Genomic DNA, 13,055 nt, shown 5'->3' on the forward strand with positions numbered 1-13,055 from the left:
TTGACCGATCCCTGGGTGGCCCTGGAGCCGGGGGCCGACCCTGCCGAGCGCATGCGGGTGCTGCGGCGGGCGCACGAGACGTTCACCGCCGCCGGCACGGTGGCGCGGCCGGTGCGGGCCGTGGTGGCCGACTCGTGGCGGCGCTCGGCGCGAGCGGGCGTCGGGCCCGACGGCACCGCGAGTGTCGAGCTGACGGACGGCGATCTGGGCGTCTACCGGGCCGAGCACCCACTGGCGCGGGTGATGCCGCTGTTCCGGGAACTCCTGGGTCCGTTCGCCGCCGACGGGGAGCATCTCGTCGCGGTGTGCGACGCGCACGGCAGACTCCTGTGGGTCGAGGGGCATCCGGCGACGCGGCGCAGGGCGGGGTGGATGAACTTCGTGCCCGGTGCGCGGTGGGCGGAGAGCGCGGTCGGGACGAACGCGCCGGGCACGGCGGTCGCCGTGGACCGGCCGGTGCAGGTGTTCGCGGCCGAGCACTTCATCCGGCGGGTGCAGCCGTGGACGTGCGCGGCGGCCCCCGTGCACGATCCGCGGACCGGGCGGGTGCTGGGTGCGGTGGACATCACTGGCGGGGACCGGCTCGCCCATCCGCACAGTCTGGGCTTCGTCCAGGCGGTCGCCCGGGCGGCCGAGTCCCATCTCGCGCTGCTCGCCCCCGAGCCGGCGGACACCGCCCCGCCCGTGCTGGCCGTGCTGGGGCGGGACGAGGCGTGTCTGACCATGGGTGGCCGCCGGCTGCGGCTCAGCCGGCGGCACAGCGAGATCCTGGTCCTGCTGGCCCGGCACCCCGAGGGCCTGACCGGCGACGAGTTGTCGTGCGCGCTGTACGAGAACGAGTCGGTGACGCCGGTGACGCTGCGCGCCGAACTCGCCCGGCTGCGCGGGGTGCTGGGGCCGGGACTGCTGGCCTCGCGTCCCTACCGGCTCACCGTTCCCGTCGAGTCGGACGTCTCCGCCGTCGAACGCCGGCTGGCGTCCGGCGCGGTCACGGCGGCGGCGTCGGCGTACGCCGGGCCCCTGCTGCCGGCGTCGGGGGCACCGGCGGTGGTGCGGCTCAGGCACCGTACGGCCGACGCCGTGCGTGCCGCGCTGATCGCGCGCGCCGACCCGGACCTGCTGGCGGACTGGGCGCACGCGCCGTGGGGCGAGGACGATGTCGACGTGTGGCGGGCACTGGCGGCAACCCGCCCGACGGCGGCGGTCCGGGCCCGCCTGGCGGCCCTGGAGTCGGAGCTGGCGGTACCACCGGGACGGCCGGGCCGACGGCCCGGCATCCACCGGTCCGGCCCTCTGACGCCGGACCGCCCCCGCAGCGACAGTCCGCCGCCTCCTGGTGGTGTGAGCGCCTAGGTTGCGCCGGGTCAGCCCGCGGTCACGGTCGCGGTCGCGAGGGGCGTCCTCCCGGCGGATGCTTCGAGGCTTCGGATGCGGGCGTGTTCTCTGCGTTCGGCGGCCGCCGGCGGTGGATGTCGGTGCCCTCGTGGGCGCGGAGGTGGGACCGTGATCACGAAGGTCGGTGCGCTGTCCGGCCGGGCGGCGCGAAGAGACGTCGGCAGGCAGCTGTGCGATCAGCGGTCCCCGGGGACGGGCTAGCCGACCGTGAGCCGTCTGAGGTGGCGGGCCTCCTCATGGGCGCCGACGCGTTCCAAGGCCCGGATCAGAGCCGGGGTCCGCAGTGCGCCAGGCCGCCTGTCGTGTGCGAGCAGGCCCTGTACGGCGTCTCTCACCAGGGCGAGCGCGGGGGTGCCCTTCAGTTCCCGGTGGGCGAGATCGAGGTCGATGGTGAGGGCACCCCATTGGTGGTCGTACTCGGGGCTGGACGCTCGGCGGCGTACGGACTCGGCGAGTGCCCGGGCCGCCTCGTCGCGCCGGTCGGCGACGAAGAGGAGGCGGGCCTTGCGCCGGAGATGGCTGGGGAGGTTCCCCTCCGCGATCGCCCCCCTGGCCTGGTCCTCGTCCAGCCTGGCGATCACCTCCGCGACAAGGGGGCCGGTCAGGGTCCGTGGCGTGGCGGCGGCACGCTCCTCGGACGAGCGTGTGGTGGTGTCGGCCCACTCCACGTCGTGGACGGCCCAGCCGTCCAGCATCAGGTCGACTCCCTCGTAGTCGAAGCGGGGAGTGGAACGGGACTGCCGGTAGTGGTGGTTCAGCTGGAAACGCCGGTACGTGTTGTTCGTCCTGTCCGCCACGTGCAGCACCATGATGCTGTTCGCGTCGATGTCCACCGTCAGCTCGACGTGCACCGCCTTCTGCCGGGCGGGCAGGGTGATCGTGCAGATCTCGACGTCGTCGCGGGACGTCTTGGACCTCTCGATCACCGGGATGACGACGTCGGCGCCGCGCGCGCCTTCGAAGACGAAGTGCTCGGACCGCCTCGTGGGGATCGTCGTGAGCCTGTCGACCAGCACGTGGCTGCCCCCGTCCCCGAACGGTTCCTTGCGCTGCCGGTGAGGACCCTGCCCGTCTCCCGTCCCCTGCGGTCCGGGCCCCTGCACGGGCGTGCACCGGATGCCGATGCCCCGGTGGCTCATGTCGAGCAGCAGCACGTCCTTCTGCAGTCCCTGCAACACCCCGGCCTGCATCGCCAGCCCGTGGCAGACGGCGAACTCCTGGTACAGCTCGATGAACTCGACGTCGGGCAGGAGCCTTTCGAGGGCCTCGCGGACGGTGAACGTCTTTCCGCCCTGCCCGGTGAGCAGGACGACGTCGATGTCGGGGCGGCCCCACGCGTCGTCGATGGCCGTCCGCGCGACGTACGCGAACCGTGCCGTCAGTTCCTCGCAGACGTCCCGGAACTCGGCGCGGTCGACGGTGAAGCGGTGCGACACGACCTGCGACCCGACCTCGATGTCCCGGATCACCACCACCGCGGACTGGTCCGTGGTCAGCAGCTGCTTGGCGCGCTCCGCCTCCTCGAGGATCTGTGCCTCGAGCGCGGTGTCGAAGACCACCGCGCTGTTCCACGCGAACAGTCGCCGCTTCAGCCGGGCCGCGAGCGCCGCGTCGAAGTCGAGGCCGCCGAGATGGTTGTCGCCGTAGACCGACTTGACCTCGATCACACCGTCGCCGGACTCGACGACCGCGATGTCCAGGGTCCCGCCGCCGAGGTCCACCACGAGGGCGATGCCCTCCCAGTCGGGACGGTCCACGAGCAGCAGATAGGCCGCGACATTGGGCTCACCGACCATCCGGGTGACCCGCAGCCCCGCCAGTTCGAAGGCGCGCAGCAGGCTGTTGGCCTGCCGGATGCTGAAGTTGGCCGGGTAGGCGACCACCGCGTCCTGCGGGAGCCGGCCCAGGGCGTCCTCGGCGTTGCCGCGCAGGCTTCTGATGACGAGCGACGCCAGCAGTTCCGGCGACAGCTCCTTGCCGTCGAGGGACAGGACCCAGTCCGTGCCGAGGTGTCGCTTGACGGCCCGCACGGTGCGCCCGGGGGAGAAGTGCTCCAGCTCGACGGCGTGCGAGCCCACCAGATAGCTCAAGTCCGGGAGGAAGGTGACCACGGACGGCACCAGTTTCCTGCCGTCCCCCGCCGGCAGGAGGTGCACCTGTCCGTCGCTGTCCGGCACCCCGATGACCGAGGTCGTGGTGCCGAAGTCGATGGCGAAGATCGCGGGGTCCGGGATCTCGGGGTTGCCGCCCCGGACGACCGACCGCCGCCTGATCTCCTCGCCCACCCCCGCCGAGGCCCGCCACTCGTTGCGTTTGCGGGGCGAGACGAGTTCGAGGTCGACGAGTGCCGCCGGTTCGACGCGTGAGTACGGTCGCTGGAGCGGCTTCTCGTACTGCCGGGCGAGCCCGGGGACCCGGTCCGTCAGATAGGCGTCGAGCTGTCCGACGGTGACGCATCGGCCTTCGTCGCCGAAAGCCTCGTGGAGGGCCTGGGAGAAGATGCCCGACTCCAGCCGGTCGCTTTCGTACGAACTCGTCCCGGGTGCGCACGAGCAGAACGACACCATGCCGGGCGGGCAGAGCTTCTCCACGTCCACCTTGGTGGCGGCCGGGAAGAGCGACTTGCCGCCCGCCACAGCCGTACGGCAGGCGTCCAGCAGCAGGACGACGTGGGCGGCACCCGTCGCCCGGAGCATCCGCACGAGGAGGTCGAACCTGAGGCTCGTCTCCTCGAGTGCGGAGGTGATGGACTCCCGCGTGATGAGGTAGTCGTTGCCGTCCACGGTGGAGTGGAACCCGTGGCCGCTGAAGAAGAAGAAAAGCCGGTCGATGGGGCCGGTGGCGTGCGTGGCCAGCTTCGAGAGCGTACGGAGCACGTTGTGGCGGGTCGGGAGCGCCTCCGCCAGCCCGTCGGCGAAGGCGAAGACGGCGTCCGGCGGGATGTCCATGGACGCCGCGAGCGTGTCCCGCATCCGCAGCGCGTCCCGGTGCGCGAAGCGCAGGTCCGCGATGTCCTCGTCCTCGTAGCGGGAGCAGCCGACGGCCACCGCCACGTTCACGACGGGCTTCCCGCCCGCCGCTGGAAGATCAGCTTCATTCCGCCGTTGACCTCGGCGGACGTGGCGCCGACGAGCCGGACTTCTCCCTTGGCGGTGACCTGGACGTGCACCTCCAGGCCGGTCAGCTCCAGCGTGTCCGAGGCCGTGGAGGCCTGTTCGAAGACACCGCCCACGTACTGGCACAACGTGGCCACGTTCTGGGCGAGTGTGTCGGAACTGATCCGCGTGACGTGGGTAACGGCGGTGCGGGTACGGGCGAGGAACGACTTCTCCCCTTCGTCGACGCCGTAGTCGATGGTGATGACCGGTACACCGGCATTCCGCGGATCTGACATCCGGGCCCCCTGTGAACTGCTGCCGCGCCGTCGAACTGTGCCTGCTCGCACGGAACATGGTCGTGTCAGGGTGAGCGTACTGAACCCGGTGCCGGATTGTGCACGTTCCTGCACAGAGCGTTTCCCGGCCCCCGATGGGCCACCCGGGCCCCACCCCTCCCCGTCCTCTGGGGCTCGCGTCGTCCGGGTCGCCCGCGTCGTCCGGCGCTTCCACCGACGGCAGCCCGCCCACGTCGGCCCGGCCGCCCCGGCCCGGACGCCCCGGCCCGGCCGTCGGCGCAACGTCCTCGCAACGTCCGCTTCCCTAGCCTCCGGCGGAGAGCTGTCCAATGGCGGGCAGCACTGCTCAGGGAGGCAGGCACCATGACCCGTTACGCGGCGCCCGGTACCGAGGGCGCGATCGTCTCCTACCAGGACCGCTACGACCACTTCATCGGCGGCGCGTACGTGCCGCCGGTCCGGGGCCGGTACTTCGAGAACCCGTCCCCGGTGAACGGGCTGCCGTTCACGGAGGTGGCCCGCGGTTCGGCCGAGGACGTGGAGCGGGCGCTGGACGCGGCGCACGCGGCCGCGCCGGGCTGGGGCAGGACGTCGACCACCGAGCGCTCCGACATCCTGCTCAAGATCGCCGACCGTATGGAGGCGCATCTGGAGCCCCTGGCCGTCGCGGAGAGCTGGGAGAACGGCAAGCCGGTCCGTGAGACGCTGGCGGCGGACATCCCGTTGGCCATCGACCACTTCCGGTACTTCGCCGGCGCGGTCCGCGCGCAGGAGGGGACGCTCAGCGAGGTCGACGCCGACACGGTGGCGTACCACTTCCACGAGCCGCTCGGTGTCGTCGCGCAGATCATCCCGTGGAACTTCCCGATCCTGATGGCCACGTGGAAGCTCGCGCCGGCCCTCGCGGCGGGCAACGCGGTCGTCATCAAGCCCGCCGAGCAGACGCCGGTGTCGTTGCACTACTGGATGAGCCTGGTCGCGGACCTGTTGCCGCCCGGGGTGGTGAACATCGTCAACGGCTTCGGCGAGGAAGCGGGCAAGCCGCTCGCGTCCAGCCCGCGCGTGGCGAAGGTGGCGTTCACCGGCGAGACCTCCACGGGCCGGCTGATCATGCGGTACGCCGCGGAGAACCTGAAGCCGGTCACGCTGGAACTGGGCGGCAAGTCGCCGAACATCTTCTTCGACGACGTGTGGGACAAGGACGACGACCTGCGCGACAAGGCGCTCGAAGGCTTCACGATGTTCGCGCTGAACCAGGGCGAGGTGTGCACCTGCCCGTCCCGCGGTCTGATCCAGCGCGGCAACTACCCCGACTTCCTGGCCGCGGCCGTCGCCCGCACCGAGCTGATCAAGCCCGGGCACCCCCTCGACACCGACACGATGATCGGCGCCCAGGCCTCCGACGAGCAGCTCAAGAAGATCCTCTCCTACATCGACATCGGCCGGCAGGAAGGCGCGAAGATCCTCACCGGCGGGGAACGGGTCGAGTACGACGGCGAGTTGAAGGGCGGGTACTACGTCCGGCCGACCGTCTTCGAGGGCGACAACCGCATGCGGATCTTCCAGGAGGAGATCTTCGGACCGGTCGTCTCGGTGGCCTCCTTCGACGACTTCGACGACGCCATCAAGATCGCCAACGACACGTCGTACGGCCTCGGGGCCGGTGTCTGGACGCGGGACATCAACACGGCGTACCGCGCGGGCCGGGCGATCCAGGCCGGCCGCGTCTGGACCAACTGCTACCACGCCTACCCGGCCCACGCGGCGTTCGGCGGGTACAAGCAGTCCGGGATCGGGCGGGAGACACACAAGATGATGCTGGAGCACTACCAGCAGACGAAGAACCTCCTGGTGTCGTACTCGCCGAAGAAGCTGGGCTTCTTCTAGAGCCTGAAGTCGGTTGCCTGGAGGCATCGTTGCGCTCCAGGCAACCAGCAACAACGGCTACACTCTGTGATCAACTGGAGCCTTGGCGCTACTGTCTGACACTCATGAGAACGCCTCCTGGCACCGCATCAGATCCCATGCCGGGCGTGTGTTCCAGTAGCCGGGGGAGGCCGCTGGCGCAAGCGGTCACCCCGCCAGGGCGGAGGCGACGGCACACACGGAGCGCGCGGCGTCCAGCGGCTCCTGCATACCGACCACCCTGCAGGCGAAGCCGGTGCCCCGCCAACCGGCACACCGCGTCATTCCGGAGGGATGCGAAACTCGAACTCGGGACGGTTCCACGGCACGGCGGGCGGGTTCGCGAACGCGGTCCCGGTCCGCACCGCACCGACGCGGTGGTAGAAGTCCTCAGCGAGAAGATGCGACACGACCTTGACACAGTCGAGCCCGGCGGCACGGGCCTCGCACTGCATGTGCGCCACGAGCAGCCGTCCGATACCCCGTCCCTGCACTTCGTCGGCGACGAACAGCAGGTCGAGCTCCGGTGGAGCGAGGACGAGCGAGTAGAACCCGAGGACCCGGCCTCCCTGCTCGTCGGCGCCGACGGCCACAAAGGCGCGGTGGGCCTCGATGTAATCAGGACCGACCCGGTAGCCCGCGACTGCGGATGCGTACTCGCCCTTGTAGGCACCTGAGCCACGCACGAGCCGCGTGAGCCGTTTGGCATCCCGCGCGACGGCCCTCCGTATCGTGATCGGCTGACTCATCGGAAAAGGGCGTGAACTCATCGGGAGAGTATTCCGCACCGTGGAATGCCTTCGTACGGCGGGTCGGCTGCTCGGGCAGGCGTTCCTGCACCGCTCCGCGTATCCGTCCAGCAGCATGGACGAAGACACCGCCCGGCAGTCCGAGGAAGCCGGTCTCAGCCGCCGCGCCGCACCCGGGCCGCCTTGCGGGCCTCCGCGAGCTTGCGGGCCTCGCTGCTCTTGCGGGACGACGACCTGCCACCGGAACCGCTCTTCGCGTCCTTGGTGCTGCCCAGGCCGCCGAACGGGACGTTGTGGTTCTTGGGGCGGGGTACGGCCGGCCCGCCGTCGAGAGGCTTTCCGGAGGGGGCCTTGGCGCCGGTGATCCGGCTCAGCTCCGCCTCGCCGGACCGCACTTTGGTGACCTTGGGGGCGACGTCGGCGTCCTCCATGACCTGGATCGTCTCGCGGCGCTGTCCCGACAGGACGAGTGTCACGACGGTGCCGGAGCGGCCGGCCCGGGCCGTGCGGCCCGCGCGGTGCAGATAGTCCTTCGGGTCGGTGGCCGGGTCGACGTTGACCACGAGGTCGAGGTCGTCGACGTGCAGGCCGCGTGCGGCGACGTTCGTCGCCACCAGCGCGGTGACCTGCCCGTTCTTGAACTGGGCCAGGGTCCGGGTGCGCTGCGGCTGGGACTTCCCGCTGTGCAGGGCGGCGGCGGCCACGCCGCCGGCCCGCAGATGCCGCGTGAGCTGGTCGACGCCGTGCTTGGTGTCCAGGAACAGCAGGACGCGGCCGTCCCGGGCGGCGATCTCCGTGGTCACGGCGTACCGGTCCGGGCCGTGCACGACGAAGACGTGGTGCTCGATCGCGGAGACGGCGCTGGACGAGGGGTCCACGGAGTGGACGGCGGGGTCGCGCAGGTAGCGCTGCACCAGCTGGTCGACGTCGCCGTCGAGGGTGGCGGAGAACAGCATCCGCTGCCCGTCGGGACGCACCTGGTCCAGGATCCCGGTGACCTGCGGCAGGAACCCCATGTCACACATCTGGTCGGCCTCGTCCAGGACCGCGATGCGCACCCGTCCCAGCCGGCAGCCCTTGCGCTCGATGAGGTCGTGCAGCCGACCGGGCGTGGCGACGACGATCTCGGCGCCGTCCCGCAGCACGGCGGCCTGCCATCCGATGGACACGCCGCCCACCACGGTCGCGAGCCGCAGCCGCAGCGCCTCGACGTACGGGGTGAGCGCCTCACCGACCTGCTGCGCCAGCTCCCTGGTGGGCACCAGAACGAGCGCCAGCGGCTCTTTCGGCTGCGCGCGCTGCCCGGCCGTCCGGGCGAGCATCCCCAGGCCGAAGGCGAGCGTCTTGCCGGATCCGGTGCGGCCCCGGCCCAGGACGTCCCGTCCCGCGAGCGCATTCGGCAGCGCCGCCGCCTGGATGGGGAAGGGCACGGTCACACCCTGCTCATCGAGCGCCCGCAGAACCTCGGCCGGCAACCCCAGCTGGGCGAAGGACGCCGCCGTGGGCACTGCCGAAGTGGCGCCCGACGCCTCGGACACATCGTCCTGCTGCCGGGCATCGGCACATGTTGATTCGCTCACAGAGAGCCTTCCTCCGAAGGGACCGTACCGAGGAAGGCGCGGCAGGGACGCGGCCGCCGACCGGAGACGCCCAACGGAGCACCGACACAGCGACACAGCAAAAGCCCAACGCTAACACGGGGCACACCGTCCGGGCCTCCCGTGCCGCGCCGCTCAGCCGAGGAACGACAGCCGGACCTGCCTGTGCGGAGCCATGTGGTGCCCCAGGGACACTCCCGGCATCGGCGCCCAGCGCGGCCCCCGCCGCCGGAGGGCGGGCGCCGGGAGGAGGATCGGTTGTCAGAAGCGGAAGGACCGCTCGTCAGGAGGTAGGGGTCACCTTGGAGCGCTGCGGGACGGTCGACGCCTCGGCGGGTGTCGAGCGGGTCAGGTACTGCGGGACGGGCGCGGCGTCGTCGCCGGTGTCGCGGACCAGGCCGTAGCGGACGAGGCCCTTGTCGGCGTTGGGAGGCGTGTTGATCTCCGTGTTGATCTGGTCCCAGGTCCACGGGGTCACCGACAGGTTGTAGTCGGCCGCCGCCTCGTTCTCGTGCAGGGTGACCGTACCGTCGAGGTAGAAGTACTCGTTGTTCCACATCTGCTGCGCCCCGGACGGAAGGGTGATGTAGCCCGTCTCCGCGGTGCCCATCCAGGTGTTGCCCGTGGCCTGCCCGGGGTGGGTGTCGTCCATTCTCCGGCCGCCGCCGGAGGCGACGTGGAAGAGCTTGCCCTCCAGGCCGGTCCAGGTCGGCATCACCATCTGCCCGACACGGTTGAACCAGCCGATCTCGTAGCGGACGGCGAAGTACCCCTTGCCGGTGATGGTGGTGTACTGGCCGGAATAGAACATCAGGTACTGACCGCCCAGCGACCCCTTGAACGGCTCGGAGTAACTGCCGGTGACGGTGACCGGGTCGGTCTCGGGCCGCTTCGGGAGGGTGCCCGGCAGCGTGTCCGGGGCGGGCACGGTGTCGACGGTGTCGACGGTCTGCCCGTAGACCGGTCCGGTCGCGGTCGCCTTGGCAGAGGGGGTCGGGCTCTGGCCGGTCCGGGCCGGGGAGGCGGAGGGGGTGCTCTTGGTCCGGGGGCTCGCGGTGGGCGAGGCGAGCGTGGACGTGGCGGAGGGCGACGCGGTGGCCGGGGCTGACCCTTCCGCCACCTGGCCGGGGGCGGTGTCTGCGGCCTGGGCGGTGTCCGGCGACGGGTTCGCCTGCTGGCCGGATATCGCGATCAGGCAGCCTGCGCACAGGACGGCGGAGACCGCCGCCGAGGCCACGACCGGCCTGCGGGTGAGCAGCCGGGGCCGCTTGGCGCGAGTGCGTCGCCGCGATCGCCTCGGCGAGGTGCCGTCGGACGCCGGGCCGATCCCGGAGCCCTCCGCGCCGCCGGCACCGGCGTGGCCGATCACTTGGAGACCGGCGGTCGGCAGCGGCACCAGCGCCATCCCCGCGAGCAGGCTCTCGGCGGGCACCAGCCCCTGGTGGTGCGAGGAGCACTGGGCGCACTCCCGCACATGCCGGGCCAGACGCTTGCGCCACAGGGAGGACGGATGCCCGTCCCAGTCCTGGATCGCCAGGTCGAGGCTGGCGCAGCGGGGCACGGCCCACACCGCGCGGACCACCGCGCGGGCGGTCTCCAGGTGCGCCTTCATCCGCTGCACCCGCACGGCGGCGTACGACGGGGTCAGCTCCAGCGCGGTCGCCAGTTCGGCGCGGGTGATCTGGCCCGCCGCCTCCAGCCACCACAGCGACAGCAGGTCGCGATCCGCCTCGTCCAGCCAGCGGGTCGCCTCGGCTGTCTCGCGGCGCTGGTCGGACAGGCCGAGCCGCAGGATCGTCAGGTCGACGAAGTCGGCCCCAGGGTCCGCGGTGCCCTGCACTTCCTCCAGCCCGCCACCGTCGACCGGGCCGCCCCGGCGCCGGCTGTCGCGCACCTCGCGCATGGCGATCGACACCAGCCAGGACCGGAACGCGGCCGGATCGCGGAGCCCGTCCAGGCCGTTGACGACCTTCAGCATCGTCTCCTGGACGACGTCGTCCACGTCCGCATGTCCCTGCAGGGCGCGGCCGACGATGTTGTACACGAGTGGCAGGTACGAGGCGATGAGCTCGTCCAACGCCCGCTGATCGCCCCGCTGAGCCGCGGTCACCGCACGAGGCCCGCTGTAGTCCGACATGAAACCTCCGCCATGGCAGGAATGAGTCCGTACGTCTAGGAGACCCATCGACCGCCCCGCGGATATCACTTTCCCGCGCCCGGCCGTCCGCGGGCGTCGGGCGAGCTTCGGAGCCGGCCCGGCCCGGTCCTCGGCGCGCCCGGCTCTCACGGACGGTTCACGCCTTTCGGTGCGACGCCCGGGAATGCGTTTCCGTCAGTAGGCGGCGGAGAGGCCGGTCGTGGCCCGGAAGACCTCCGCGTCGGAACCGGTCAGCCGGCACTCGCCGCTGGTCGCGGGCAGGTAGACCGACTGCCCGCGACCGAGGGTGAGCGAGCCGCCCCCCGCCTCCGTCACCACGGCCTCCCCCACTGTGCACAGCAGGATCTGTGGCCTGCCGCTCGGCGGGAGGCTCGGCGCGGTGTCCCCGCTGATTCGATAGCGCGACAGCGCGAACTCCCCGGCGAGGACCGGATACCGCTCCTCGCCGTCGTCCGTCGCCGCAGGTGTCAGGACGGCCGGCTCGGCCGCGCGGAAGTCGACGACCCGCAGCAGTTCGGGGACATCGACGTGCTTGGTGGTCAGACCGCAGCGCAGCACGTTGTCCGAATTCGCCATGATCTCCACGCCCGTCCCCCGGAGGTAGGCGTGCGGGACACCGGCGCCGAGGTGGAGCGCCTCCCCCGGTCGCAGGCGTACGTGGTTGAGCAGCATGGCGGCCAGCACCCCGGCGTCGCCCGGATGGTGGCGGGCGATCCAGGCGTACCGCGCGCAGGCCTCCTGGAACGGTCCCGGTACGGAGCCCAGCCGGCGCGCGGCCGCCGCGGCCTTGTCGACCACCTCGGCCATGAACGGCTTCCGCGCGCCGAGCACTTCGGTGAGCACGGTGCGCAGCGCCTGCTCCGGGGGCGCCGTTCGCAGGGTGCCGACGTAGCCGTCCAGCGCCCGGACGCGGAGCGCTTCCAGCAGGTCGGCGGCCTCCTCGGGCCTTCTGAACCCGCACAGCCCGTCGAACTCCGTCAGCGCGCAGATCAAGAACTCGTGCAGACCGCGAACGGGGAGTGGATCCTGAGCCATCTGGCGTCCCGCCCGCTGCTGACCCACGATGGTCTGTTCTGCACCCTCGGCCGGGAAGTCGCCGTCCAGGCGGTCGTCTGGGACGAGGAGGGCCGGCCCCGCCTGCGCCAGGGCGGCCGGCACCCCGACGTCGAGGTCGAGGTGCCCACGCGTCCGAACCCCGCTCCGCCGCAGCCGGCGGCAAGCGACGCGGACCCACTGGGCTGGCCGTGGAGTTCACCGCGGTCGGCTCCCGACCCGTCCTGGGCCGACGCCGTCTCCCGCCCGGGGTGGATCAGGCTGCGCGGCCGGCACGGTCCCGAGTCCCGCTGGGCCCACAGCCTGCTCGCCCAGCGGATCACGGAACACCGGGCGGAGGCCGAAGTCACCGTGGAGGCACGGCCGTCGACCTTCACCCAGGCCGCGGGGCTGGTGCTCTGGTACTGCGCCGAGGCGTACCTCTCCCTCGATCTGACGTGGGCGGAACCCGAAGGGGAGGAACAGCACGGCCAGCAGTGGGCCGGCTCGGGCCGCACCGTGCTCCGTCTGCTGGAACGCGACGAGCACGGGGCCCGGGAGGTCGCGGTGACCGACGTGGACACCACCGGCCCGGTCACCCTCGGCGCCACCGTGGACCGCACGGAGGCGAGCTTCTGGTGGCTGCGGGAGGGAGTGCGCACGCCGATCGGCCCTCCGCTGGACTTCACCCGGCTCTCGGACGACCACGGCGGCAAGCTGCGCTTCACCGGATCGATGGCGGGCATCCACGCCGTGGACCTCGTCGACGCCGCCTTCACGGCCGACTTCCACGGATTCCGGCTCACCTGCGGGTGAGACCGGCA

At 71.7% G+C, this 13,055-nt stretch carries 9 protein-coding genes; 3 read left to right on the forward strand and 6 right to left on the reverse strand.

The genetic code is table 11. The annotated features are described in order from the left end of the window. Positions 1–1,353, forward strand: coding sequence for a GAF domain-containing protein (locus ACFYWQ_RS15675; protein WP_389516678.1), 1,353 nt, complete (start codon positions 1–3; stop codon positions 1,351–1,353). 239 nt (positions 1,354–1,592) lie between these two features. On the opposite strand, the gene ACFYWQ_RS15680 is transcribed toward ACFYWQ_RS15675, so the two are convergent. Together ACFYWQ_RS15680 and ACFYWQ_RS15685 are read right to left on the reverse strand one after the other, a co-directional pair. Then, entirely contained in the window at positions 1,593–4,454 is a 2,862-nt protein-coding gene (locus ACFYWQ_RS15680) for an Hsp70 family protein (protein ID WP_389516680.1), read from the reverse strand. Further along, complete coding sequence (locus ACFYWQ_RS15685; protein ID WP_389516683.1) at positions 4,451–4,789, reverse strand: hypothetical protein; 339 nt, start codon at positions 4,787–4,789, stop codon at positions 4,451–4,453. Before ACFYWQ_RS15685 ends, ACFYWQ_RS15680 begins: the two co-directional genes overlap by 4 nt. 363 nt (positions 4,790–5,152) lie before the next feature. Between ACFYWQ_RS15685 and ACFYWQ_RS15690 the strand changes: the two genes are divergently transcribed. Beyond that, the gene (locus ACFYWQ_RS15690) at positions 5,153–6,676 is read left to right on the forward strand and encodes an aldehyde dehydrogenase family protein (protein WP_389516685.1); all 1,524 of its coding nucleotides are present in this window, start codon (positions 5,153–5,155) and stop codon (positions 6,674–6,676) included. Between the two features lie 299 nt (positions 6,677–6,975). On the opposite strand, the gene ACFYWQ_RS15695 is transcribed toward ACFYWQ_RS15690, so the two are convergent. The 4 genes from ACFYWQ_RS15695 to ACFYWQ_RS15710 all read right to left on the reverse strand — a co-directional run bounded on the left by ACFYWQ_RS15695 (position 6,976) and on the right by ACFYWQ_RS15710 (position 12,234). Further along, positions 6,976–7,464, reverse strand: a complete 489-nt coding sequence (locus ACFYWQ_RS15695) for a GNAT family N-acetyltransferase (protein WP_389516687.1) — start codon at positions 7,462–7,464, stop codon at positions 6,976–6,978. A 134-nt stretch (positions 7,465–7,598) separates the two neighbouring features. Continuing rightward, positions 7,599–8,981, reverse strand: coding sequence for a DEAD/DEAH box helicase (locus ACFYWQ_RS15700; RefSeq protein WP_389517424.1), 1,383 nt, complete (start codon positions 8,979–8,981; stop codon positions 7,599–7,601). Between the two features lie 343 nt (positions 8,982–9,324). Then, positions 9,325–11,178 (reverse strand): sigma-70 family RNA polymerase sigma factor, encoded by a 1,854-nt coding sequence (locus tag ACFYWQ_RS15705; RefSeq protein WP_389516689.1) that lies wholly within the window; start codon positions 11,176–11,178, stop codon positions 9,325–9,327. A 195-nt stretch (positions 11,179–11,373) separates the two neighbouring features. Further along, positions 11,374–12,234, reverse strand: a complete 861-nt coding sequence (locus ACFYWQ_RS15710; RefSeq protein ID WP_389516691.1) for a class I mannose-6-phosphate isomerase — start codon at positions 12,232–12,234, stop codon at positions 11,374–11,376. Between ACFYWQ_RS15710 and ACFYWQ_RS15715 the strand changes: the two genes are divergently transcribed. Further along, entirely contained in the window at positions 12,199–13,047 is an 849-nt protein-coding gene (locus ACFYWQ_RS15715) for a hypothetical protein (protein ID WP_389516693.1), read from the forward strand. The two genes, ACFYWQ_RS15710 and ACFYWQ_RS15715, sit on opposite strands and share 36 nt — an antisense overlap. Positions 13,048–13,055: the final 8 nt, after the last annotated feature.

Source organism: Streptomyces sp. NPDC003247 (assembly GCF_042888135.1).
GTDB lineage: Bacteria > Actinomycetota > Actinomycetes > Streptomycetales > Streptomycetaceae > Streptomyces.